24 protein-coding genes, 1 tRNA gene and 1 pseudogene are annotated in these 23,186 nt (G+C 66.2%); 12 read left to right on the top strand and 14 right to left on the bottom strand.

The features are described 5' to 3' along the window. Nucleotides 1–181 precede the first annotated feature (181 nt). The 3 genes from D7316_RS00695 to D7316_RS00705 all read left to right on the top strand — a co-directional run bounded on the left by D7316_RS00695 (nt 182) and on the right by D7316_RS00705 (nt 2,805). Nucleotides 182–1,312 carry an NDMA-dependent alcohol dehydrogenase gene (locus tag D7316_RS00695; protein ID WP_124706598.1) on the top strand — a complete coding sequence of 377 codons (1,131 nt, stop codon included), beginning with the start codon at nt 182–184 and terminating at the stop codon, nt 1,310–1,312. A gap of 25 nt (nt 1,313–1,337) precedes the next feature. Beyond that, nucleotides 1,338–2,162, top strand: coding sequence for a serine hydrolase domain-containing protein (locus D7316_RS00700; protein WP_124706599.1), 825 nt, complete (start codon nt 1,338–1,340; stop codon nt 2,160–2,162). 124 nt (nt 2,163–2,286) lie between these two features. Next, a complete protein-coding gene (locus tag D7316_RS00705) occupies nt 2,287–2,805 on the top strand; it encodes a DUF3145 domain-containing protein (RefSeq protein WP_124706600.1) in 519 nt (172 codons plus the stop codon). 98 nt (nt 2,806–2,903) lie between these two features. Here the strand turns inward: D7316_RS00705 and D7316_RS00710 are convergent, their stop codons facing one another. From D7316_RS00710 to aceE, 6 genes and pseudogenes are all read right to left on the bottom strand, one after another. Continuing rightward, a complete protein-coding gene (locus D7316_RS00710) occupies nt 2,904–4,355 on the bottom strand; it encodes an acyl-CoA carboxylase subunit beta (RefSeq protein ID WP_124706601.1) in 1,452 nt (483 codons plus the stop codon). A 27-nt stretch (nt 4,356–4,382) separates the two neighbouring features. After that, complete coding sequence (locus D7316_RS00715) at nt 4,383–5,654, bottom strand: KasA/KasB family beta-ketoacyl-ACP synthase (RefSeq protein WP_124706602.1); 1,272 nt, start codon at nt 5,652–5,654, stop codon at nt 4,383–4,385. After that, a complete protein-coding gene (gene acpM, locus D7316_RS00720; RefSeq protein WP_124706603.1) occupies nt 5,651–5,956 on the bottom strand; it encodes a meromycolate extension acyl carrier protein AcpM in 306 nt (101 codons plus the stop codon). Before acpM ends, D7316_RS00715 begins: the two co-directional genes overlap by 4 nt. 124 nt (nt 5,957–6,080) lie before the next feature. Further along, entirely contained in the window at nt 6,081–6,989 is a 909-nt protein-coding gene (locus tag D7316_RS00725) for an ACP S-malonyltransferase (protein WP_124706604.1), read from the bottom strand. A gap of 204 nt (nt 6,990–7,193) precedes the next feature. Then, nucleotides 7,194–8,455: pseudogene (locus D7316_RS00730) on the bottom strand (PucR family transcriptional regulator). 69 nt (nt 8,456–8,524) lie between these two features. Then, nucleotides 8,525–11,344: a pyruvate dehydrogenase (acetyl-transferring), homodimeric type gene (gene aceE, locus D7316_RS00735; protein WP_232016707.1), complete on the bottom strand. Its 2,820-nt coding sequence runs from the start codon at nt 11,342–11,344 to the stop codon at nt 8,525–8,527. Between the two features lie 232 nt (nt 11,345–11,576). Here aceE and D7316_RS00740 point away from each other — a divergent pair, with 232 nt between their 5' ends. From D7316_RS00740 to D7316_RS00755, 4 genes are all read left to right on the top strand, one after another. Then, nucleotides 11,577–12,194 carry a hypothetical protein gene (locus D7316_RS00740; RefSeq protein ID WP_232016708.1) on the top strand — a complete coding sequence of 206 codons (618 nt, stop codon included), beginning with the start codon at nt 11,577–11,579 and terminating at the stop codon, nt 12,192–12,194. Between the two features lie 111 nt (nt 12,195–12,305). Beyond that, nucleotides 12,306–12,737, top strand: coding sequence for a DUF3052 domain-containing protein (locus D7316_RS00745; RefSeq protein WP_124706606.1), 432 nt, complete (start codon nt 12,306–12,308; stop codon nt 12,735–12,737). Then, nucleotides 12,734–13,225, top strand: coding sequence for a peroxiredoxin (locus tag D7316_RS00750; RefSeq protein ID WP_124706607.1), 492 nt, complete (start codon nt 12,734–12,736; stop codon nt 13,223–13,225). The genes D7316_RS00745 and D7316_RS00750 overlap by 4 nt, the downstream gene beginning before the upstream one ends. Nucleotides 13,226–13,321: 96 nt before the next feature. Next, nucleotides 13,322–13,393, top strand: a tRNA-Val gene (locus D7316_RS00755). A 108-nt stretch (nt 13,394–13,501) separates the two neighbouring features. Here D7316_RS00755 and D7316_RS00760 read toward each other — a convergent pair. The 4 genes from D7316_RS00760 to D7316_RS00775 all read right to left on the bottom strand — a co-directional run bounded on the left by D7316_RS00760 (nt 13,502) and on the right by D7316_RS00775 (nt 16,363). Further along, a complete protein-coding gene (locus D7316_RS00760; RefSeq protein WP_124706608.1) occupies nt 13,502–13,975 on the bottom strand; it encodes a hypothetical protein in 474 nt (157 codons plus the stop codon). Further along, nucleotides 13,972–14,373, bottom strand: coding sequence for a helix-turn-helix transcriptional regulator (locus tag D7316_RS00765; protein ID WP_124706609.1), 402 nt, complete (start codon nt 14,371–14,373; stop codon nt 13,972–13,974). The genes D7316_RS00760 and D7316_RS00765 overlap by 4 nt, the downstream gene beginning before the upstream one ends. A 45-nt stretch (nt 14,374–14,418) precedes the next feature. Next, complete coding sequence (locus D7316_RS00770) at nt 14,419–14,943, bottom strand: hypothetical protein (RefSeq protein ID WP_124706610.1); 525 nt, start codon at nt 14,941–14,943, stop codon at nt 14,419–14,421. A gap of 73 nt (nt 14,944–15,016) precedes the next feature. Beyond that, nucleotides 15,017–16,363 carry a site-specific integrase gene (locus tag D7316_RS00775; RefSeq protein ID WP_124706611.1) on the bottom strand — a complete coding sequence of 449 codons (1,347 nt, stop codon included), beginning with the start codon at nt 16,361–16,363 and terminating at the stop codon, nt 15,017–15,019. A 160-nt stretch (nt 16,364–16,523) separates the two neighbouring features. Here D7316_RS00775 and D7316_RS00780 point away from each other — a divergent pair, with 160 nt between their 5' ends. From D7316_RS00780 to D7316_RS00800, 5 genes are all read left to right on the top strand, one after another. Then, on the top strand, nt 16,524–16,856 hold the full coding sequence (locus D7316_RS00780; protein WP_124706612.1) for an excisionase family DNA-binding protein: 333 nt from the start codon (nt 16,524–16,526) through the stop codon (nt 16,854–16,856). 4 nt (nt 16,857–16,860) lie between these two features. Continuing rightward, a complete protein-coding gene (locus tag D7316_RS27695) occupies nt 16,861–17,454 on the top strand; it encodes an NUMOD4 domain-containing protein (protein ID WP_164473705.1) in 594 nt (197 codons plus the stop codon). Next, the gene (locus D7316_RS00790; protein WP_164473706.1) at nt 17,451–18,737 is read left to right on the top strand and encodes an AAA family ATPase; all 1,287 of its coding nucleotides are present in this window, start codon (nt 17,451–17,453) and stop codon (nt 18,735–18,737) included. Before D7316_RS27695 ends, D7316_RS00790 begins: the two co-directional genes overlap by 4 nt. A 514-nt stretch (nt 18,738–19,251) precedes the next feature. Next, a complete protein-coding gene (locus tag D7316_RS00795; RefSeq protein WP_124706615.1) occupies nt 19,252–19,662 on the top strand; it encodes a hypothetical protein in 411 nt (136 codons plus the stop codon). Between the two features lie 139 nt (nt 19,663–19,801). After that, entirely contained in the window at nt 19,802–20,284 is a 483-nt protein-coding gene (locus D7316_RS00800; protein ID WP_124706616.1) for a hypothetical protein, read from the top strand. A gap of 64 nt (nt 20,285–20,348) precedes the next feature. Here the strand turns inward: D7316_RS00800 and D7316_RS27755 are convergent, their stop codons facing one another. The 4 genes from D7316_RS27755 to D7316_RS00815 all read right to left on the bottom strand — a co-directional run bounded on the left by D7316_RS27755 (nt 20,349) and on the right by D7316_RS00815 (nt 23,171). Next, nucleotides 20,349–20,612, bottom strand: a complete 264-nt coding sequence (locus D7316_RS27755; protein ID WP_456298022.1) for a ribosome modulation factor — start codon at nt 20,610–20,612, stop codon at nt 20,349–20,351. After that, nucleotides 20,590–21,147, bottom strand: a complete 558-nt coding sequence (locus tag D7316_RS00805) for a hypothetical protein (protein ID WP_124706617.1) — start codon at nt 21,145–21,147, stop codon at nt 20,590–20,592. The genes D7316_RS27755 and D7316_RS00805 overlap by 23 nt, the downstream gene beginning before the upstream one ends. A 238-nt stretch (nt 21,148–21,385) precedes the next feature. Continuing rightward, a complete protein-coding gene (locus D7316_RS00810; protein ID WP_124706618.1) occupies nt 21,386–22,174 on the bottom strand; it encodes a putative protein N(5)-glutamine methyltransferase in 789 nt (262 codons plus the stop codon). Between the two features lie 10 nt (nt 22,175–22,184). Next, entirely contained in the window at nt 22,185–23,171 is a 987-nt protein-coding gene (locus D7316_RS00815; protein ID WP_124711014.1) for a helix-turn-helix transcriptional regulator, read from the bottom strand. Between the last annotated feature and the right edge of the window lie 15 nt (nt 23,172–23,186).

The raw sequence follows: 23,186 nt of genomic DNA on the forward strand, positions 1-23,186 counted from the left end.
CGCATGCCCGCTACGCGAGTGCATGCGATCCGTTCGTGTCCCGGGGGCCCGACGTGCCGGAAATCAATACTAGAACACGTTTCATTTTTTGCCGAAAGTGACTAGGGTCTCTTCTAGGTTGTTGCGTCTGTCGGGGGGTCGATCCGTCGGACGGCGCGTTTCTATCGAGTGGAGGATGTGCATGAAGACCAAGGGTGCGCTGCTGCGGGAACTCAACAAGCCGTGGGCGATCGAGGAGATCGAGATCGGCGATCCTGCACGCAGCGAGATCAAGATCAGGATGGAGGCGGCCGGCATGTGCCACTCCGACCACCACCTGATGACCGGTGGTATCCCGATGGCGGGCTTCCCGATCCTGGGCGGTCACGAGGGCGCCGGAGTCGTCGCGGAGGTGGGGGAGGGTGTCACCGACTTCGAGGTCGGCGACCACGTGGTCCTGTCGTTCATCCCCTCGTGCGGCAAGTGTCCGTCGTGCAAGGCCGGACTGGCCAACCTGTGTGACTTCGGCGCGATGCTGCTCCAGGGGGAGGCGGTGTCGGACAACACGTTCCGCATTCACACGGCGGCCGGTGAGAACGTCTATCCGATGACGCTGCTCGGCACGTTCTCGCCGTACATGGTCGTCCACGAGGCGTCGGCGGTGAAGATCGACAAGGACATCCCGTTCGAGGTGGCGGCCCTCTGCGGCTGCGGAATCCCGACCGGCTACGGCTCGTCCACCCGCAGCGGTGACGTGCGGCCGGGCGAGGACGTCGCCATCGTGGGTGTCGGAGGCGTGGGCACCGCGGCCCTGCAGGGCGCGGTCATCTCCGGTGCCCGCAACGTCATCGCGATCGACCCGGTGGAGTGGAAGCGCGAGCAGGCCATGAAGTTCGGTGCGACGCACACATTCGCCTCGGTCGAGGAGGCGGCGATGAGCATCGCCGAACTGACCCAGGGGCACATGTGCCACAAGGTGATCGTCACGGTCGGCGAGGTCCACGGCAGTGATGTCGACACCTGGATGGGGATCACCGCGAAGGCGGGCACCTGCGTGCTGACCGGCATGGGCAACATGATGGAGAACCAGGTCACGCTGAACCTCGCGATGCTGACCCTGCTGCAGAAGAACCTGCAGGGCACCATCTTCGGTGGCGCCAACCCGAAGCTCGACATCCCGCAGCTGCTGTCGATGTACCGGATGGGCAAGCTGAACATCGACGACATGATCACCCGGCAGTACCGCCTCGACCAGATCAACGAGGGCTATACGGACATGCTGGAGGGTCGCAACATCCGCGGAGTCATCCGATACACCGACGAGGATCACTGAGCATCGCGGACGGTAGTGTCGCGGTGTGTCGTCACTTGATGCTGTAGCGGACTGGCCGGTCGACCACGCGTCGGCTGCGATCGTCACCGCGGACGGGGCCGTCGAGCAGTTCGGCGACCCCGATCGAGTCTTCGAACTGGCCTCGGTCACCAAACTCCTGGTGGCCGAGGCCGTTCTCGTCGCGGTCGAAGAGGGTGCCGTCGAACTCGACGACGCCGCCGGGCCGCCCGGCGCCACCATCGCGCATCTGCTGGCCCACGCCTCCGGGTTGTCCTTCGACAGCCGTGAGGTCGCGGCCCCGGTCGCCACGGCGCGGATCTACTCCAGCGCCGGTTTCGAGGTTCTCGCGGAGACGGTCGAGAGCGCGACCGAGATCGGCTTCGCCGACTATCTGCACCAGGGCGTGTGCGAGCCCCTCGGCCTGCGCTCCACCGAACTCGCGGGCCCGGCCGGCCACGGTGCCCGCTCGAACGTCGCCGATCTGGGCCGGTTCGCCACCGAACTCCTGCAGCCGCAGCTGCTGTCGCCAGGACTTCACGAACGTGCGACGTCGGTACAGTTCGCCGGGCTCGACGGATTCGTCCCGGGCTACGGCAGGCACCGTCCGAACGATTGGGGGCTCGGGTTCGAGATCCGCGCGCGGAAGCACCCGCATTGGACCGGAACCGAGAACTCGCCGCAGACCTTCGGGCACTTCGGTCAGAGCGGGACCTTTCTGTGGGTGGACCCGGTGCTGGGCGCCGGCTGCGTGGTGCTCACCGACCGGCCCTTCGGTGCGTGGGCCAAGCCATTGTGGAGCGAATTCAACGACACCGTCGTCGCCGAGATCTCCGCGGCTGACCAATCCTGAGAAAGCACTCCAGAAACTGGCGCAACACGGGCAACTTGAGGCACAATTGGCAACACAAGTGTGATATCTGGTTCGCGAGGTGTGTTGGGGAAGACGTTCCTCGTCGAAACCGGAGGTGAGCAAGGTGCGCAATCTGAACCAGTTTGCGGACAGAACGACAGGAGTGGTGTACATCCACTCGGCGCCGGTGGCGCTGTGCCCGCATGTCGAGTGGGCTCTGTCGTCGACCCTGAATGCGCGGGCCAACCTCAAGTGGTCCGCGCAAGAGGCCGACCCCGGGATGCAACGTGCCACCGTTGACTGGGCCGGCCCGGTCGGCACTGCCGCACGCCTGGTGACGGCGTTGCGTGAGTGGTCGTCCCTGCGCTTCGAGGTGACCGAGAATGCCAGCGACGGCGTCGACGGTGAACGATTCAGTTATGTCCCCGGCCTCGGGCTGTGGCGAGGATCGACCAGTGCGTGCGGCGACGTGATGATCGGCGAGATGCAGTTGCGCTCGCTGATCGAGTCGCAGCCCGACAGCGTCGGCCTGGCCGGTGAACTCGAGGCCGCTCTGGGCGTCGCATGGGATGACGCACTCGAGCCCTACCGCATGGGTGGTGCGGGCGCCGAGGTCACCTGGTTGCAGCAGCGCGTGGGATAGGTCGCGCCACACACACTTTCGCGGCGGTGACATCACAACCGCCGAAACGAGATTCGGCCCCGGCAGATTGAACTGCCGGGGCCGAATCGCTGTTCAGGTCACAACGGGATGTTCTTGTGCCGTCCGCGCCGGGCGGGCGCTGCCGCGAGTGCCTCGGCGATCCTGCTGCGGGTCTTCGCCGGGTCGATGACCTCGTCGACCACACCGATCGACTGGGCGCGGCCCAGACCGCCGGCGATCGCCTCGTGCTCGACGGTCAGACGCTCGTGCAGAGCCTCCCGCTCGTCGTCGGGTGCGGCGGCGAGCGCCTTCTTGTGCAGGATGCCGACGGCGGCCTTGGCGCCCATCACGGCGACCTCGGAGCCCGGCCAGGCGAACACGGCGGTGGCACCCAGCGAACGCGCGTTCATCGCGATGTAGGCGCCGCCGTAGATCTTTCGCGTCACCAACGTGACACGGGGGACGGTGCATTCGGCGAACGCGTGCAGCAGCTTCGCGCCACGACGCACCACGCCGTTCCATTCCTGGCCGACGCCGGGAAGGTAACCGGGGACGTCGGTCACGACGATCAGCGGGATACCGAAGGCGTCGCAGAGGCGGACGAATCGAGCGGCCTTCTCGGCGCTCTCCGAGTTCAGGCAGCCGCCCATGCGCAGCGGATTGTTGGCGATGACGCCGACGCTGCGTCCGGAGAGGCGACCGAATCCGACGACGATGTTCGGCGCCCACTTCGCCTGCAGCTCTTCGAAAGTGGAGATCTCGGTGTCGCCGTCGGCAGCGAGTTGGGTGTCGAGCATCTGCTCGACGATCGGATGCACGTCGTAGGCGCGACGGTTCGACTCGGGCAACAGTGCCTTGAGGTCGACGTCGCCGGCCTCGGCCTGCTCCCGGTTGAAGTGGCCCTGCTGGCTGAACGTCGACACGAGTCTGCGTGCGCGCCAGTAGGCGTCGGGCTCGGAGTCGGCCATGATGTGGCACACGCCCGATTTCTTGCCGTGGGTCAGCGGCCCACCGAGCGACTCCATGTCGACAGATTCACCGGTCACGCTCTTGACCACGTCGGGGCCGGTGACGAACACGCGGCCGGCGGGCGCCATGATCACGACGTCGGTGAGCGCGGGTCCGTATGCCGCGCCGCCTGCGGCGAAGCCGACGACCACGGAGATCTGCGGGATGTACCCGGAGGCCCGGACCATGGCCTCGAACACCTGGCCCACCGCATGCAGCGCCTCGACACCCTCGGCGAGTCGAGCGCCGCCGGAGTGCCAGATGCCGATGACCGGGGCCTGCTCGGTGATCGCGGTGTCGATCGCGTTGACGATGTGAGCACACCCCACCACACCCATGGCACCGCCCATCACGGTGCCATCGGTGCAATAGGAGACGGTACGAACGCCGTTGACCGATCCGATCGCCGCCTGCACGCCGGATTTGTCCCGGGCATGCAGCAGCGACATCGAACCTTCGTCGAAGAAGTTGGTCAACCGCAACAGCGGGTCACGCGGATCCGCTGCATCCTCATGGCCGGTGATGGGAGCCAATGTGGTCATCGCTGTCTCCTGTGGTGTCGGGGTGTGTCAGTAGCGACCGAAGGCGAGCGCGACGTTGTGCCCACCGAATCCGAACGAGTTGTTCAACGCGTAATCGATTTGCCCGTAACGGGCTTCACCGTGAACGACGTCGACGTCGCACTCAGGATCCTGGTTCTCCAGGTTGAGCGTGGGTGGGATGACCCCTTCTTCCACACTCTTGATGGTGAGCACGGACTCCAGCGCCCCGACCGCGCCGATGGAGTGTCCGAGTGCCGACTTCGGCGCATAGACCGCCGCATGCTGACCGATCGCCGCGGCGATACCCGCGGCCTCGGCCGTGTCGCCGATCGGTGTCGACGTCGCGTGCGCGTTGATGTGCGTGATGTCGGCCTTGGTGAGTCCCGCGGTCTGGATCGCGCGCGTCATCGCACGAGCATTGCCCTGACCACTCGGATCCGGCGCCACGAGATGGAAACCATCCGAGGTGATACCGGCACCGAGCAGGCGCGCGTGGATGTGCGCACCGCGAGCCCTGGCGTGCTCCTCGCGTTCGATGATCATCATCGCTGCACCCTCACCGAACACGAAGCCGTCGCGATCCTTGTCGAACGGACGTGACGCACCGGCGGGGTCGTCGTTGCGTGTGCTCATCGCCCGCATCATCGAGAACGCCGCGATCGGGATCGCGTCGATGTGGCCTTCCACGCCGCCGGTGACGACCATGTCGGCGTCACCCATGACGATGTGACGCCATGCGTGCGCGATCGCCTCCGCGCCCGACGAGCACGCCGAGACGGGGGTGATCACACCGGCGCGCGCACCGATGTTGAGGCCGGTGACCGCGGCCGGGCCGTTCGGCATCGCCATCGAGACGGCGAGCGGTGAGACCTTGCGGTAGTTGCCCGACGACTCGATCGCCTTGACGGCGTCGACCATCGCGTCGCCGCCACCCTGGCCGGTTCCCAGGACGACGGCCAGACGGTCGGGATCGACCTCGGGCTCGCCGGCCTGCGCCCAGAGGCGCTTGCTCATCACGTGGGCGATGCGCTCGACGTACGCCATGCGGCGTGCTTCGACTCGCGTCACCTCCTCGGCGGGGTCCTTGACCAGACGTCCACCGATCCGGCACGGCAGGTCGCCGTACTTGGTGACGAAGTCATCGGTCAACTCACGGATGCCCGACTCACCCGCCAGCAGCTTCTTCCACGTCGTGTCGAGATCCTCGCCGAGCGAGGTGGTGGCCACCATGGAGGTGACCACCACGCTCGGGAAGTTCCCGCCCAGCGTGGAGTATTCGCGGAGGGAGGGGGAGCTCACGAGTTCTTGTCTGCCTCGACCTTGGCCTGGATGGCGGCAGCAGCCTCGGGGTTCTCCTCCGCAAGCTTCTGGATGTAGGACACGGCGTCACCGACGGTGCGCAGTCCGGCCAGATCCTCGTCCGGGATCTTGACGCCGTACTTGTCCTCGGTCTGCACGGCGATCTCCACCATCGACAGCGAGTCGATGTCGAGGTCGTCGACGAACGACTTCTCCATGGTCACCTCGGACGGCTCGATGCCGGTGACTTCCTCGATGATCTCGGCGATGCCGGCGATGAGTTCTTCCTGGGTGGCAGCCACTGTGTGGTTCCCTTCTTGTTTGAGCTCCAATGTGCTCCGGAGCACCCACGGGCATCCCGCCCATGAGTGCTTGGACAACCGGTCTGATCCGGTTTTCCGGGGGTCACGGCCTCAGGCCGGACCGCTATCCAAGTTCGGTGATTTTTTCGAGGTCGTCGGGCGTCTTCAATGCCACGGTGGGCGTGCCCTTCAACTCTCGCTTCGCGATGCCCACCAAGGTTCCGGCGGGCGGCAGCTCGACGATGGCGTCCGTGGACTGCTCGCGCATGTATGCCGAGCACAGATCCCAGCGAACCGGTTTCGTCACCTGTCCCACTAGTTTTGTCAGTGCGTCGGCGCCATTCGTTACAGGCCGGCCGTCCGAATTGGACAAGAGCGTCCGATTCGGGTCGCCGGGGGTGATCTTCGCGGCGGCCGCGGCGACCGCATCCTGGGCCGGGGCCATGAATCGCGTGTGGAACGCGCCCGCGACGGCGAGCTTGCGGACCCGGGCCTTCTCCGGTGGGTTGGCGATCAGTTCGTCGATGGCATGAACCTGACCCGCCGCGACGATCTGCCCGGCCGCGTTGCGGTTGGCGGGGATCAGATCGAGCTCGGCGAGGCGGGCGAGTACTGCGGCCTCGTCGCCACCGAGCACGGCGGCCATGACCGTCGGCTCGATCGCGCACGCCTTGGCCATCTCAGCACCACGGATGGCCGCCAGCCCGACCGCCTCGTCGGCGCTGAGCACGCCGGTGATGGCCGCGGCGGCGAGTTCACCGACCGAGTGGCCGGCGACGATCGCGTCGGCGGGCAGCGCCGACCGCTTGGACAGCTCGTCGAACGCGAGAAGCGCGGACGCGACGACGAGGGGCTGGGTCACCGCGGTGTCGGTGATCTCCTCCGCCGTGGCCGTCGTACCGAGCCGCTCGAGGTCGAGTCCGGTCAGCTTCGACCACGTCGCGAGTTGGTCGCGGGCCCCGGGGAGTTCCGCCCACGTGGTCAGCATCCCGGGTGTCTGTGAGCCCTGGCCGGGCGCAAGCATCGAAAGCACGTGACCAGAGAACACCGTCCGAGGCCTCCGTGTGGGTGTTGAGGCCCATGAACCTTATGGCGCGCTTTTGTGGGTTTCCCACAAACTTCATCTCAGCCGTACCTGGTTCGTCATCACTCCGAGATGCGTTATGAAAATGTGTCCTAGTGAGGTTGATCAGCGCAAACACCGAAAAGCGGCTGTGGCTGATGTGATTCATGTGGCTCATGAGTGCGATTCGTTTTGCAAGTGTGTCAATCGACCCACAGTCGCCGCGACCCTCAGGACATAGGCGTCACGAGGGTTAGTTGGATCACGTCCTGTGATTTCTGCAATTTTCTTCAGCCTGTACCGAACTGTATTTGGATGGATATACAGTACGCGCGCGCAGCTTTCCACCGACCCCCCGGAGTCGAGGTAGGCCTCCAGGGTGGCGCTCAGGGTGGCGCCCCCTTGGCGAGCGGACGGACGAGTGTCTCGTTGAGCGCGGCCATCGCAGCGGTGTCGCCGTTGAGCGCTCTCTCGGGCAGGAGTTCGAGGCTGTGGACCGGCCGAGGGGCGCTCGGCCAGCCCACCACCGCGGCGATCGCGGACATCGCCTCGTCGGAACTGGTGTGTGCACTCCCGAGGTTGGGCATCGTCGGGCCGATCACCACCGGTCCCTCCGCGAAATGTTTGAGCAGTTCGGTGACGAACCGTTCGGACGGCCGGATCGGACCGCTGACGATGGCGACCAGGAACTTGCCCTGCACCACCGAGAGGGCGGATCGGTCGTACTGCTTGGCGGTGTTGTGGATGGCGAGTGGCACCGACACGTTCTGTTCGGGCGGGGGAGCCCCGACGATGATCGTCGCCGGTGCGTCGGAGTCCCAGTTGAGCGCGGCAGCGCGGGAGAGGAGTTGTGGCCCGGTGTCGCCGCGGACCACCGCGTCGACGACGAGCGCCTCCAGCCGCGAGTCCCACGCGCCGCGGGACTCGGCGGCCGACGCATAGATGGATGCCGCCGCGAACCCGATCTCTCGTCCGTACCGCAGAACGGATTCGGTCAGCGCCCGCAGCTGCGCGTCGTTGCGGGCCAGCAGGGGGAGCCATTTCTCGAAGAACTCCATCGCGACGCGGACCATCTCGACGGTCTGCAGCAGCGTGATGCGCCGGGCCAGATCCTGCGGGACGACCTGGAACGCCTGCACGGTGAACTTGACATTGCCCTCGGGATCCTGAATCCACTCGACGAAGTTGACCACGGCCGTCTGGACCACCAACTGCACACTGGCGCGTTGCGCGGCGTCGAGGTCGCCGAAGTACGGCAGCTGGTCCTGCATCGAGTGCACGGCCTCGGTGGCCAGGCGCCCGCTGTACTGCTTGACCCGCCGGAGCAACGTGTCGGGAAGGGCATCGTGCACCGTCGCCGGGGCCGGCACGTGCGCTCCGCGTGCGCCGAACACATCGGCGGTCGGTGGCTCTTGGTTCACGCGCGCATCGCTCACCGTCTCAATCTATGCCCACGTGCCGTGCGCCCATCCGCAGATGGGCGCACGGCACGGCGGCTGCGGGCGTCAGGAGACGCCGGGGTCGCTCGTCTGCTCCGGCGCCGCGGCGACGTCGGTGATCCGGTACTTCTCCGCGGCCTGCGCGGCCGTGGTGAACGGGATGTTCCCGTCCCGCGCGAGTCCGACCAGCACGGCGACCACGATCGACTCGGCGTCGACGTTGAAGACTCGCCGCGCGGCGGGTCGGGTGTCGGAGAAGCCGAATCCGTCGGTGCCCAGGGTGAGATAGCTGCCCGGCACATAGGCGCGGATCTGCTCCTGCACGCCACGCATGTAGTCGCTGACCGCGATCGTCGGACCCATCGTGTCCGCGAGGACCTCGGTGAGGTACGGACGCGGGTGCCCGGCGGTCGGCTCCCGGACGTCGAGACGATCGGCCCGGATGCCGTCGCGGGCGAGTTCGCTCCACGACGTCACCGAGTACACGTTCGCACCGACGTTCCACTCGTCGGCCAGGATCTCCGCCGCGCGCAGCGCATCCGGCATGGTCACGCCGGAGACCAGGATGTTGGCGTAGAGCTGCTTGTCGTCGGCGGCCTGACGGAACTTGTAGATGCCTTTCAGCACGCCCGCGACGTCGAGGTTCTCCGGTTGCGCCGGCTGACTGATCGGCTCGTTGTAGACCGTCAGGTAGTAGTAGATGTTCTCCGGATCCTCGCCGTACATGCGCTTGAGTCCGTCGGCGACGATGTGACCGAGTTCGTAGGCGAACGCGGGGTCGTACGACACGACAGCCGGATTGGTCGCGGCGAGCAGCGGGGAATGCCCGTCCGCGTGCTGCAGGCCCTCACCGGTCAGCGTGGTGCGACCCGCGGTGGCGCCGATCACGAAACCGCGGGCCATCTGGTCGGCGGCGGCCCAGAAGCTGTCGCCGGTGCGCTGGAACCCGAACATCGAATAGAAGATGTAGAGCGGGATCATCGGCTCGTCGTGGGTGGCATAGGACGTGCCCACCGCGGTGAACGACGCCGCCGAACCCGCCTCGTTGATGCCCTCGTGCAGGATCTGACCCTCGGAGCTCTCCTTGTAGGCGAGCATCAACTCGGCGTCGACCGACGTGTAGAGCTGGCCGTTGCGGTTGTAGATCTTGAGCGTCGGGAACCACGAGTCCATGCCGAACGTGCGTGCCTCGTCCGGGATGATCGGCACGATCCGCTTGCCGATCTCCTTGTCGCGCAACAGATCCTTGAACACGCGCACCAGCGCCATGGTGGTCGCGACCTGCTGTTTGCCCGAGCCCTTCGCGGTGGTCTTCAGGGACTTGCTCACATCGGGGTTGAGCACCTTCGCCTTGGTGCGCCGCGCCGGCAGGAAACCGCCGAGGTTCTTGCGGCGATCGAGCATGTACTGGATCTCGGGTGCGTCCACGCCGGGGTGATAATACGGTGGCAGGTAGGGGTTCTCCTCGAGCTGCGCGTCGCTGATCGGGATGCGGTTGCTGTCGCGGAACGCCTTCAGGTCGTCGAGGGTCAGCTTCTTCATCTGGTGGGTCGCGTTGCGGCCCTCGAAGTGCTTGCCCAGCGTGTAGCCCTTGATGGTGTGCGCCAGGATGACCGTCGGCTGGCCCTTGTGCGCCATGGCCGCGGCATAGGCGGCATGGATCTTGCGGTAGTCGTGGCCACCGCGCTTGAGGTTCCAGATCTCGGCGTCCGAGAGGTTCTTGACGAGCTCCTTGGTGCGGGGGTCGCGATTGAAGAACTGCTCGCGTACGAATGCGCCGTCGTTGGCCTTGTAGGTCTGGAAGTCGCCGTCGGGGGTGGTGTTCATCAGGTTGACCAGCGCGCCGTCGCGGTCGGCGTGGAACAGCGCGTCCCACTCGCGGCCCCAGATGACCTTGATGACGTTCCAGCCGGCACCGCGGAAGAACGACTCGAGTTCCTGGATGATCTTGCCGTTGCCGCGGACCGGGCCGTCGAGACGCTGCAGGTTGCAGTTGATGACGAACGTCAGGTTGTCGAGACCTTCGGTCGCCGCGACCGAGGCCAGACCGCGTGACTCCGGCTCGTCCATCTCACCGTCGCCGAGGAACGCCCAGATGTGCTGGTCGCTCGTGTCCTTGATGCCGCGATCGGTCAGGTAGTGATTGAAGCGCGCCTGATAGATCGCGTTCATCGGACCGAGGCCCATGGACACGGTGGGGAACTGCCAGAAGTCCGGCATCAGCCGCGGATGCGGGTACGACGGCAGGCCGCCACCCTCGCCGGCATGGCTGTGTTCCTGACGGAAGCCGTCCATGCGCTGCTCGTCGATGCGGCCCTCGAGGAACGCGCGCGCGTAGATGCCGGGGGCCACGTGGCCCTGGATGAAGATCTGGTCGCCGCCGCCCGGATGATCCTGGCCGCGGAAGAAGTGGTTGAAGCCGACCTCGTAGAGCGCGGCGGACGACGCGTAGCTGGAGATGTGGCCACCGACGCCGACGCCGGGGCGCTGGGCGCGGTGCACCATGATGGCGGCGTTCCAGCGGATGAATGCGCGGAAACGGCGCTCGACCTCTTCATCGCCCGGGAACCACGGCTCGTTCTCGGTCGGAATGGTGTTCACATAGTCGGTGGAGGTCAGCGACGGGATGGCGACGCGCTTCTCGCCGGCACGCTCGAGCAGTCGGAGCATCAGGTACCGGGCGCGGGCGGGGCCGGCATGGTCGAGCAGTTTGTCGAAGGACTCGAGCCACTCTCCGGTCTCGTCGGGATCGATGTCGGGCAGGTACGACGCCACGCCCTCACGGATCACCCGGACACGATTGCGATCACTACCGTTGGTCGCGCCGGATGGTCCGGTGCCGTTGCCATCGGTGGTGGCCGTCGTGTGCTCTGCCTGTTCGGTCACTGTGATGCCTACTCCCTCGGTCGGCCGGTACACGGTGGTGTCCGGCGTGCGATGACACGGGCGCCGCTCCCATGATGTCGGGACCGCGGCGTCCCCCCTTCATCGTGCCCCATGTAACTGCGGTTGGCACCGGGTGGGCGAGCTTACTGCCACCCGCCGCGACCTGCGGTAGCGTTTCGGTGTTTGTTACTCGTGGGTCAGGAGGACGATGCGGGGCGCAAGGGGGAGACGGGTGGCGCGAAGGCGTGCCGACGGAGTCCGCGCAGCGGCGTCGGCGGTGCTGTTGTGCCTTCTGGCCGCGATCAGCGCAGGCTGCGCGAGCACGGTCGACGGCGCTGGCGGCGCCGCCCCCGGGGAGGTGGCCGCCTATCGCTCGGAGGTGTCCGCGGCGGCCGCCTCGTCTATCCGCCGGGACGGTGTCGCGCTGTGCCGGGAGGCGATGTCGTCGATGGTGGTGATGGTGCGTGGGTACAACGCGTTCGTCGACCGATTGAGCACGGTCCATGCCTACGACCGGGTCGGCGACCTGGATGACCGGGCGCGCGCGAGTCTGATCGCCGGAGCCGACCTGATCCGCAAACGGATCACGCCGTTGACGCCGGCCGACGTCGCGGACCCGGCCAATCGCTTCCTCGATTCCACCGGGCGGCTCGGTGCGGCCATCGCGGCGCGTCAGCTCACCGGCCTGAATCCGATTGCCGCGCAATGGACCCGGGACAAGCAGGCCGTCCTCACCAATTGTTCGTCGTACCTGCCCCTGCCGCCGACGGCGGGTGCCTCCCCGGCGCCGGACCCGCGCGCGACGAGTTCGGCCCCCTCACCGTCGTCGTCCGTACCGCCGACTCCGTGACGACTCGTTGGCCTTGCCCCCTGTTCGGGTTGCACTCTGAGCATTTAGGCTGTTCTCTAAGCTGACAGTCGTTTTCGCAAAGACAATCCAACGGCAGGGAGGTCGCACGCGGTGGTAGCCGCCACAGAGTCCAGCAGCGCTGGGGGCAATAGCGCCCACAAGCTCGGATTCACGTCCGGCATGATGGTGCAGGAACTCGGTTGGGACGAGGACACCGACGACGACCTGCGGGCCGAGATCGAAGACCTCATCGGTGGAGAGATGCTCGACGAGGACGCCGATGACGTCATCGACGTGGTCGTGCTGTGGTGGCGCGACGGCGACGGCGACCTGGTGGACGCGTTGATGGATGCGATCTCACCGCTGGCCGACGACGGATATGTCTGGGTGTTCTCACCGAAGACGGGCACGGATGGGCACGTCGATCCGAGTGAGATCGCCGAGTCCGCGCCGACCGCCGGGCTCACCCAGACGAGTGTGATGAGCCTCGGGGGCTGGTCCGGATCTCGGCTGGTGCAGCCGAAATCCCGCAAGCGCACATGAGTGACGCCGAGTCGGGCCGGCCGCAGTTGCCGCTGGCCGTGGGTGACGTCGCGCCCGACTTCGAGCTCCGGGACCAGAACAACCAGCGTGTCGCGCTGTCGCGGTTGCGCGACGAGGGTCAGGTGCTGATCGTGTTCTTCCCGCTCGCCTTCACCGGGACCTGCCAGGGAGAACTCGGCTACATCCGGGACCATCAACCGCAGTTCGTGCACGACGATCTGCGGACCGTCGCGATCTCGGTGGGGCCGCCGCCCACACACAAGGTGTGGTCATCTGCGCAGGGCTTCCTGTTCCCGATCCTGTCGGACTTCTGGCCGCACGGCGACGTCGCCCGCTCCTACGGCGTCTTCAACGACACGAGCGGGTACGCCAACCGGGCGACGTTCCTGGTGGACCGTGACGGTGTCATCAGGTTCTCCGACATGCTGGGCCCCGGGGAGGCGCGCGAGGCCGAATTGTGGGAGAAGGTTCTGATCGCGGCGAACTGATCGCGAGCTCGGACGCCGCGGTTTGAGAGTTGCCCGGACGACCCATTACATTCATGTCTTGGTTCGACCCGACAGGTTTGCGGGTGCGGGCCGTCCGCGCGTATAGCTCAGCGGTAGAGCTCTGGTCTTACACACCAGCGGTCAGGGGTTCGAATCCCTTTGCGCGCACTCCTATAGGTACAGGTCAGGCACCAATTCGATCCGCTATGCAGAGCAGCGAATCCCCGCAGTGTGCCGAGAATGTGCCAATGGCCGGTGAAAATCGCTCCCAAGCAGTCACTGGGGGGTGATGTTCCGGACAGGCGTACCGAGTTCGGGTGGCTGAGGCGTCAAGAGGATTCCGGCGATTGGCCGTACCCTTACGGATGCTTCGTGGACGGCCTGCCGGACGAACGGGTAGAGGTCTTCAAGACCTTGCCGCGCGAGACCTCGCTGGTAATCCTCTGGGATTCGCTCGAAGAGTGTGTCTCCGGACGTTAGTACGCTGCTCTCCGGATTGATTTGATAGAGGCCGACCAATTTGACGTTGACGCAGACCAAGTCCTTCTGCATCGACACCGACAGCGAGCACGCGACATGCGATTCGTCATCGAAGGACTCGACCGACACAACTCCGTTGCTTTCCGTCGTTTGGGTCATCCACGTGGGCAACGGGTCATCGCCATCGTCCAAACGTTCGCACAACATTCGCTGTAGATCGACATGTATCAACTGCACCTGCAGCGCATCACCCTGCGGCCTTTTTTTCACAGAGCGTCCTTGAGTAGATCACTCTCCGAAAATTCCCTCTTTACACGTTTCGCGCGGCGTAGTCGTCCGAGTTCGAGGACGTTCTGTTCGGGAACAGCTCGTGCGTCGAAACGGATCGATGACGTCCTCGGCTGGGGCGGTTCCACTACGTCGGGTTGAACAACGCGCATCTTCAAGATCACACCGACGTGCATCGCGTACTCGATCAACTCCGAGATACGCGGGTTGCTGTCAACTCGCTCCATCCGACTGATCGTGCTTCGGTTGACACCCATCTGGTTCGCGAGTTGCGCCTGGTTCAACCCTGCCGCCTCTCGTGCGTCAACCAAGGCTCGCTTAAGCGCGAACTCGTTTCGCACGCTCGCCTTGGCGATCGCACGCTTGCGGACGGAAGACATGACCGGGACCCTCTCATATGTGTTGCACTTGCTGCAACACCAATCCTATCTTCGCAGGATACGATAGGTGCAGGACTCCTGAGTGGCCCATCGCTTCACGATCGATTGCGCCTTCCCGATTTGCGTTGTCTGCTTCACGTGGGCTTTTGAACGTGTGCGACGATGCGATTGAGTCTGGTGCCTTGCCTGCTCCTTCATCTCACGTGCCGTCTTCCACGCAAAGAGCGCAGCAACCGCGGAGCGACCGTCATGTGGTGCTTCACCGAAGTACAGCCGGTACTCGCGACGCCCGCCCTCACCCTTCCGATGGGCCCCTTGCCGACCGAACTCGCCAATCCAGGCAGGAGCAACCGACATCGTGGTCGTACCCAATGGCGCTTTGTAGTCACCGGGTGCGATCGCACCTTCCTCAGAGTCCTCCAGGAGGGCCTCGAAAAAGGCAAGCGCGGCGTCGTCTACCCCTTCTTCCTCTAGCTTCTTGATTTCGGCGAGGTACGGCTCAAGCTGCGTCCATTTGGTTGGTCCAAGCTCGATGCAGGACACCGACTCCGGATCGCGGCTGGTCGTCACAACACGGCCCTCGATCTCGGCAGAACGTCTCGGCCCTGCATAGCTGGCCCAGCGCAGATCCGATGTGCGCCGGTCACTCGCTCGCCGCCCGCGACCCGAGCAGCGATGCGCCGGCCGATTCGAGTGCGTCGTCGTAGACGTGCCCGTACACCCGCAACGTCATGCCGGGATCATGCCCGAGCCACTTTGCCGTCGCCGACAAAGTGTTGCCCGAGTCGAGCATCATCGTCGCCGCAGTGTGCCGCACATCGTGCAACCGGATCATCGGCACACACGCAGCCTTGGCCTGCCGGACGAACTCACCCGAGTACGTTTCCGGCCGGATCCGTGACCCGTCACCGTTGACCGCGACGAGCCCGGTATCCCGCCAATCAGGACCGATGACCAGGCGTTCGGCTGCCTGCGCCGCCTTGAACGATCGGAGCGCGGCGATCACGTCACCGGGCACCGGCAGCACCCGACGAGACCGCGCCGACTTCGGGGCGCCCTCGACGGTGCCCTGACCCGGCACGATCACCCGACCCGACACGATCGCGACGGTGCCAGCGTCGAAGTCGATCGCATCCCACCGCAGGCCCAGGACCTCGGATCGCCGCAGCCCGCACAAGGTGAGCAGCCATAGTGCATAGAGCCGATCCGACTCGACGTGCCTCCGGAACTGTGCGGCCTGCTCTCGGGTCCATGTCGCCATCTCCCGCGATGCGATCTTGGGTCGCTCGACGAGCCGAGCGACGTTGCGCGCCACGAGACCTTGCGCCATCGCATCGTCGAGCGCCGCCGACAGCTGCACGAGCATCGTCACGACCGTCCGCGCGCTCACCCCAGCAGGCTGCTCGGCGTCGTCGACCTCGACAGCGATGTAGCGGCCACGCGCCGGCCGGTCGAGGTGCCCACCCTCGCGTAGCCGGTCGAGGAACTTGCCGGCGTTCGCCCCGAACTCGGCCTCGACCTGCACGTAGCTCACGCCATCGGCATGTTCGGCGACGAACGCGAGTATCTGCGCGGCCCGTTCGGACAGACGACGCGCCGGCACCCGCCCCGATTCCGTGCGCCACGCCACGAGGTCGTCGACGTGCGACTTGCTGAGCTGCTGCAGTTGTATTCCGCCGAGCCGGTCGATTACCGGTTTCAGTGCCTGCCGGTAGCCAGCCAGCGTGACCGGCCGAATGTCGCGGCGACCGTCAAGCCAACCGGTCAGGAACTCGGAGACCGTAACCGCGTGCCGCACAACGTATGTGCCGGCGGCGACTTCAGTTGCGATGCGCCGGTATTCGCGTCGCGCCTCGGCCATCGTCCGATAGGTGAACCGCTGCCGCAGCCGACCGCCGTCGGGTTTACTTCCCACGTCGACCTGGAACGTGTAGCTCGCGGCACCGTTCTTCGCGGTGCGCCTGGTGATCGGTTCGGCCCGTCGCGTCATGCCGACACCATAGCGCCGAGATCTGATACATTCGGGAACGTTCAACGCTGCAGGCGAGGAGCCGGGCGATCGAAAGGTCACCCGAGCCCGAACCGGCGGCACCAATTTTCGCAGCTGGCTAGGGGCCGGGCGACCTGATCCTTCCGAGGACCGCCCCGCCATGCCCAGAACTGCCGAACCAGCTATCGACCTCGCTGACGCACTCGACGCGATCGCGAAGGTTCCCACCGACAGCCTCGACCCCGTGACGGTCGACGCACTCGACACTGCCCTCCGCGCGATCACCTCGCTCGGCAACACCGGCACCGCCGAGTGGGCCGTGCGCAATCAGCCGACGATCTCAGTGGTCCAGTACGCGAACCTGATCGGCATCAACCGCATCACGGCCTATGAGCACGTCGAGCGCGGCGACATTCCGTCGATCAAGGTCGGCCGGCGCCGACGTATCCCGGCCGCGGTCATCCGCCGGCAACTCGGCATCGAGGACGCGTGACGCGATGCCCAACAATAACGAAGGCCGGCAACAACTGCCGGCCCCCGAACGCCCCTCCAACAAAGGCATCGCCGAGTCTATCCGTCCGACAGCGTTCGAGGAATGGCGCGCAATCCCCGGCTACGTCGGCGTCTACGAGGTATCGGACCTCGGCCGCATCCGATCACTCGACCGCACGATGGTCAGCGCTATCGGACACGCGACACGCCGGACCGGGCAACTGATCTCACCCGCCCGAGACAGCAAAGGCCACCTCGTTGTCAGCCTTTACGGGCGTGACCACACCAAGCGCAGCGCCCGCGTCCACAGGCTTGTCCTGTCTGCGTTCGTCGGCCCATGCCCGCCCGGCCGCGAAGCACTGCACCGCAATTCGCGAGCCGAGGACAACCGGCTCACGAACCTGAGGTGGGGTACACGCGTCGATCTCGGCAGGCTCACCGTCCAGAACGGACGGCATCCGGTGGCCCGGCGCGCACACTGCGCCCACGGCCACCACTACAGTGCCGAGAACACTCGCATAGTCCAGCGTTCCAACGGTCGTACTGTCCGCGTCTGCCGCGCCTGCCAGACCATCCGCGGCACGAGGCCCCAGCGATGAGCCCACACGCAGCGAAACGTCAGCGCCCCAGCCGGCCACGCAGCAACCTCGTCGACGACATGCGACGAGCCGAACGCACCAACCTCGACAACCACCACGACCGGAAGATCGACGAGCCCCGGCACGTCCTCGATCGCCGACAAGCCGCCACAGCCAGCACTGAGGCTGTGACAACCACCGTCGAAGCGCCCGACGTCGACCTCAGCGGCCCCCACGACGTACCGCTGCCCGAGGAACCCGTAGCCGAGGACGGCGGCCCTTCTGAGCATGGCCCGCGACGCTCCATGCGCGCGCCTTTGGCCGATCGCCTGCTGACGCTCTCGTCGCTCGGCGAACTCCGCATACCGACGCCCCTCGTCGGCGGGCTGCTCTACCGCGGAACGCTCGCCCAGCTAGCCGGTCCTGCCGGCAGCTACAAATCGTTTCTCGCGATCGCCGTTGCTTGCTCCGTAGCGGCTGGTACAGACCTCGACGGGCAAAGGGCAGGTGAACCCGAGCGGGTCATCTACGTCGCCGCTGAGGGCGCTGCAGGACTGCGTGCTCGAATCCTCGCGTGGTGTGAACACCACGGCATCGACCCCCGCGTACTCGAACCGACTCTCCGTGTCCTGCCTGTGCCCGTCCAACTCGGCAATCGGTCCACCGACGTTGCCGAAGCCGCCGAAGCCGCACAACAATTTCACGCCGCGCTCGTCATCCTCGACACCCGATCGAAATGCACGATCGGTTTGGAAGAGAACAGCAACACCGAGCAGGCAAAGGCAGTCGAGGCCGCCGAGCAGATTTGCGAAGCGACCGACGCAACAGTCCTCGTCATCCATCACACCGGGAAAACCGGCAGCACGCCGCGGGGAGCCACTGCATGGGACGGCGGCGTCTGGTCCGACCTGCGCATCACCAACGGCAAGGACTTCGCTGTCACGGTCCGTTGCGAAAAGCACAAGGACGCCCCGTCCGGCTGCTCACATGGCTACCAACTCGTCGAGCATCAGGTGTCCGACGACGCTATGCCGCGCAGCTCCGAGAACGCGCGAAGCACCCTCGTCTGTGTCTCACGAAAGGGTGAGACTCCTGCCTCGGTGTCTCAGTCCGACAGTCTCATCGTCAGAACACTGCGTGAGACTCCTGGCCTTACCGGCCCGGAGCTAGTCGCGGCAACCAGGATCTCGAAATCGACCGTGTACAAGCGCTTAAGAGCGCTGCTAGCAGACGGAACCGTGGTCAAGTCGGGGACCCGTCACTCGCTTACCTCGTCCGCAGTCGCTCAGCGGAAAGTCTCATGAGTCTCACCGCAGTCTCACCCCACGGTCACCAGTCTTACCCACCCCACACCCTTAGGGGTGGGACTGAGACTCGGGAAGTGAGACAGGACATGGTTGGTCGCGTTTCTGCTCCGCTCCTTCGTCGCTCCGTTCCGCCCCAAATCGCTCCGCTGGCGCTCCACGATTCACGCCGGCCATCATCACGACAGGAACGCCGAGCAGGTACCTCACGCCCCCTACCACGAGGCAAGAGGTTCGTGGAGGGAGGAACGACCGGAGCGGTTCTCGCGGCAGCGGAGCGAGGGACGAGCGGAGAACCGAACCCGACCACCAACCGAGGCGAGACGCGCCGACGACGACCGACGAACTCGGCGACCACCCACAGACACGAACCCGGCTACGCGGGTCGACTTCGACGACGCCGGCGACCACCCCGACGCCTTGACCACACCAGGAAGGGACCGGATCGCTACCGCACGAGCAGCAGCGAACTACCTGTAGGCCCACAACCCTGCCAAAGAGACAGGAACCCACGATGACCACAAGCACCGGCGGATACCCGCCACCCGACGACGAGGACGACGACCAGATCGCCGCCCAGTTCCTCGACGACCTCCGCGCCCGCCTCGACGCCGCCGGTGAATACGGGTCGGTCCCGTGGCGCACCGAACGCGACGCCCAGATCCACCGACTTGCCTCACTCGGCTGGACCGACGCCGACCTCGCCGCCCACTACCGAATCGGCCGCGACACCGTGCGCGCAGCACGCGTCCGCCACGCCAGCAACACGACTGCACCCGACCCGGCGACCATCCGCCGCAACAGCTACCGCGTCCGCATCCCCGACTACGCGATCGACCTCACCGTCGACCACGAGACAGCGACGCGCCTGCACAGCGTCATCAACGACTACGGAATCGACGCCCAGATCGTTCGTCACGACTGACCGTTCGCTTTGCGACGGTTGCACCCGGACCACACTCGTGCATCGCCCCTAGAAGGTGACACACCTAGAAGGCACCAGGCCAGTGTCTGTCGATCGGTCGTTTACGATTCGCTGAACATCGTCAGAGGAAGAGTGCGTCGTGAGAAAGCTGATCGGAACCGCCGCTGCCGTGGCACTCGTACTGCTGGCTGCGACAGGGTGCTCCACCGACGAACCAACGTCGACCCCACCGACCACAGACCTCGCCAGCGTTTCGACCAGTAGCGTTCACGCCACGACGACAACCTCCGCCCCATCAACGACCCAACAGCAGCCCGCCACCGTGTCGTCGGTCCTCACAGCACTGACAACACTCGGCTATGCCTGCGCCGCTGAGACCGACATGACGATCTGCACCAACGACTCCGGCGAACACTGGCAGATACGCGAATCGCCCCAAGGTGATGGTGACCGCGCCTTTGTGACCGCGGCGTGTGAGGCCGGAGTCAGCGACGACGGCCGAGTCATCACAGACAGGGCACGGGTAGTGATCTACGCCGGTAACGACGAGGATCTAGACGCGCTCGTCACGACTCTTGCGAGTAGCGGCCTATCCGGGCTTGAAGTCATCGACTACTGCTAGAGACCGGAAGCCAGAACACCCACCAAGGATGCGCAGCGAGACTCTTTCGCTGTCGACACTCGATTCAAGCGCTCGGTCTGTTTTCGTCGTCTGCTCGCCCACTGAACCCGCGCCGTCGCCGCTCCGCCTCCCGCTGTTGAAACTCTCTCCACGCGATACGCCGCGCCTCGTGATTGCCGAACGCCCACATGCTCAGCAACACCCGTTTACCCGCGTACGGATTGGCCGCCGCGGGCCGGGAACTCAGGCCCTCAAGGTAGGCCGGCTTCGCTGCCTCCGCAGTTGGCAGCAGCTGTGACCGACGGTCACGTTCCCGAGGAGTCACCATCACCTATCGCCTCGTCGTCGAACTCACTGCCAGGTGTCCATGTCTCGCGATGCTCGGCACCGTGCTCGGCGACGTACCGCCGTCGGTTGCCCATTGCGGCCCTAGCGATCTCGGCATCTGGCGACCACACCGATTCAGTGACCATCGGCCATCTCGGCGTCTCGACCTCGGACCGCCGGCGGATCGGTGGAGGCGTCCACCCGACCGACAGCGTGGCACCGTCGTCGAGATCGTCGAGCGTGAGGACCGTCGACCACTCAACACCGGTCCCCGGCTCGACGAACGCAGCGAACCCGATCCGCTCTGCGCGGTGAGCATCCGGACGATGCACGTAGACCACCACCCGGTGCGCCGGCCCGTCGCCGAAGTTGCTCACCGTGCCCGCGAACCGGAGACCACCCTGCGCCGGCCGCACCTCGCCGGCGAACTCCCAGTCGACCGTCGAGCGGTTCCACCACGCCCGCACGATGACACCGCCGAGCGACGCGAGCGATATCCCGGCCGCGATCCACGACGACAACGTGCCCCAGTCCATGCCGGAACCGTAGCGACCCTGTCGCTAGCGCGACACACGAATCCCCGCAGTGTGCCGAGAGTGTGCCAAGAACCGCACGACCAAGCCAGTACGGAACCGACCGGCAAAGCCCGTTCACACTGGTCAGAGCCGATCGAGACGACCATCGCCGACCCTGCTCGAACACATGATCTCGCTCTTACACACCAGCGGTCAGGGGTTCGAATCCCTTTGCGCGCACCACATCGTCCCGGGTGGCTCACTCCCGACGCCGACCGATCACCGCGGTCGCGCCGAGATCCTCCGACGTCGCGAGCGTGACGTCGAGGCCCGCGCGGCTCAACGCATCGGCCGACAACTCCGCCTGCCCCTCGCTGGTCTCGATCAGCACGTGCCCGCCCGGGATCAGCCACCGCCCCACCTCGGCACCGATCCGGCGATGGAAGGCGACCCCGTCCACGCCACCGTCGAGGCTGTGGTGCGGCTCGTGGTCACGTGCCTCGGCGGGCATCAGGGCGATCTCCGCCGTCGGTACGTAGGGCGCGTTGACCACGACCACATGGACCCGCCCGAGGAGCGTGGTGGGCAAGGGGGCGAACAGGTCGCCACACCAGGTGTGTCCGCCGACGGCGCCGACGTTGCGGGCGGCGTTGCGGACGGCCACCGGGTCGACGTCGCAGGCGTGGAGTTCCACGTGCGGCACTGCGGCCGCGACGGCGAGGCCGATGGCGCCGGTGCCGCAGCACAGGTCGACGACGACGGCGCGTGGGCGCGTCAGCGTGACAGCTTGTCGGACAAGGAAAGACGTTCGCCTGCGCGGAACGAACACCCCGGCGTCCACTTCGACGCGCAGCCCGTGGAACCCCACCCATCCGAGGATCACCTCGAGCGGGACGCCCGACATCCGCCGCGCGACCATGATGTCGAGTTCGGTGGCATCGGCAGCCTCGCCGACGATCAACTCGGCCTCCTCCTCCGCGAACACGCACCCGGCGTCGCGCAGGCGGGAGACGGTCCGGGACACGACATCGGCACCGACGTCCTTCATGTGCCATCCGTCATCTCGTGGCCGTGTCGCCGACCGCGCGCCGGTAGCGGTCGGCGAGTCCGTCGTGATAGCTCGCCACCGCACGGCACTCCTCGATCAGCTCGGGCGGATCGAGCACTGTGAAGTCCGCGTCGAACGCGCGCAGCCAGCGCGCGATGCTCACCAGGGAGGTACTGAAGAGCGTCAGCTCGCACCCCTTGTCGTCGCCGGCCTCGATGCTGCCCCAGGCATCGTCGACCATCGCGGCGACCTCCTCCATCGGTGCGTGGATCCGAACACGCGCCGACGCGCGCCGGTAGACCGCACCCAGACTGCGGCTCAGGTAGCCGGTGGCGCCACCCTCGGGCAGCGCGCGCGGTGTGAAGCGAGGCCCGGTCGGGGTCTTCGGTTCCATCCGGTCGACGCGGAAGGACCGCCAGTCCTCGCGACCGAGATCCCAGCCGACCAGATACCAGCGCAGACCGCTGCGGACCAGGCGATACGGCTCCACCTCACGTCTGCTCTCGGCGCCGTCTCCGCGCCGATAGTCGAACCGCAGCCGCTCGCTGCGGTGGCACGCGGTCGCGATCTCGGTGAGCACATCGCCGGACACCGGGTTGCGGGCCTCGCGCGGGACGGCGTCCATCGACAGCGCGTCGAGACGATGCCGCAACCGCGACGGCATCACCTGCCGCAACTTGGTGAGCGCGCCCGCGGAGGCCTCCGCCATGTCGGCGACCGAACCGGTGGTGATCTCGTTCAGCCCCAGCGCCACGGCGAGCACCTCCTGGTCGTCGAGCAGCAGCGGAGGCATCTCGGCTCCGGCACCGAGGCGATAGCCGCCGCCGACCCCGACGGACGCGTCCACGGGATAGCCGAGTTCGCGCAGCTTGTCGATGTCGCGGCGCACGGTGCGGGTGGTGATGTCGAGGCGATCGGCGAGCTCGGAACCCGACCACTCGCGCCGCGTCTGCAGCAGCGTCAACAGGGCCAGCAAGCGTGCCGAGGTCTCCAACATGGCTGCCATCCTGCC

This window comes from Gordonia insulae (assembly GCF_003855095.1).
GTDB classification, from domain to species: domain Bacteria; phylum Actinomycetota; class Actinomycetes; order Mycobacteriales; family Mycobacteriaceae; genus Gordonia; species Gordonia insulae.

Bases quoted from the DNA above. Each gene is read 5' to 3' on its own strand.
- D7316_RS00790 (WP_164473706.1), top strand. From the start codon at position 17,451: ATGAGCCCACACGCAGCGAAACGTCAGCGCCCCAGCCGGCCACGCAGC.
- D7316_RS00710 (WP_124706601.1), bottom strand. From the start codon at position 4,355: ATGACCACATTGGCTCCCATCACCGGCCATGAGGATGCAGCGGATCCG.
- D7316_RS00815 (WP_124711014.1), bottom strand. From the start codon at position 23,171: ATGTTGGAGACCTCGGCACGCTTGCTGGCCCTGTTGACGCTGCTGCAG.
- D7316_RS00765 (WP_124706609.1), bottom strand. From the start codon at position 14,373: ATGTCTTCCGTCCGCAAGCGTGCGATCGCCAAGGCGAGCGTGCGAAAC.
- D7316_RS27695 (WP_164473705.1), top strand. From the start codon at position 16,861: ATGCCCAACAATAACGAAGGCCGGCAACAACTGCCGGCCCCCGAACGC.
- D7316_RS00695 (WP_124706598.1), top strand. From the start codon at position 182: ATGAAGACCAAGGGTGCGCTGCTGCGGGAACTCAACAAGCCGTGGGCG.
- D7316_RS27755 (WP_456298022.1), bottom strand. From the start codon at position 20,612: ATGGTGACTCCTCGGGAACGTGACCGTCGGTCACAGCTGCTGCCAACT.
- D7316_RS00805 (WP_124706617.1), bottom strand. From the start codon at position 21,147: ATGGACTGGGGCACGTTGTCGTCGTGGATCGCGGCCGGGATATCGCTC.
- D7316_RS00750 (WP_124706607.1), top strand. From the start codon at position 12,734: ATGAGTGACGCCGAGTCGGGCCGGCCGCAGTTGCCGCTGGCCGTGGGT.
- D7316_RS00795 (WP_124706615.1), top strand. From the start codon at position 19,252: ATGACCACAAGCACCGGCGGATACCCGCCACCCGACGACGAGGACGAC.
- D7316_RS00780 (WP_124706612.1), top strand. From the start codon at position 16,524: ATGCCCAGAACTGCCGAACCAGCTATCGACCTCGCTGACGCACTCGAC.
- D7316_RS00810 (WP_124706618.1), bottom strand. From the start codon at position 22,174: ATGAAGGACGTCGGTGCCGATGTCGTGTCCCGGACCGTCTCCCGCCTG.
- D7316_RS00775 (WP_124706611.1), bottom strand. From the start codon at position 16,363: ATGACGCGACGGGCCGAACCGATCACCAGGCGCACCGCGAAGAACGGT.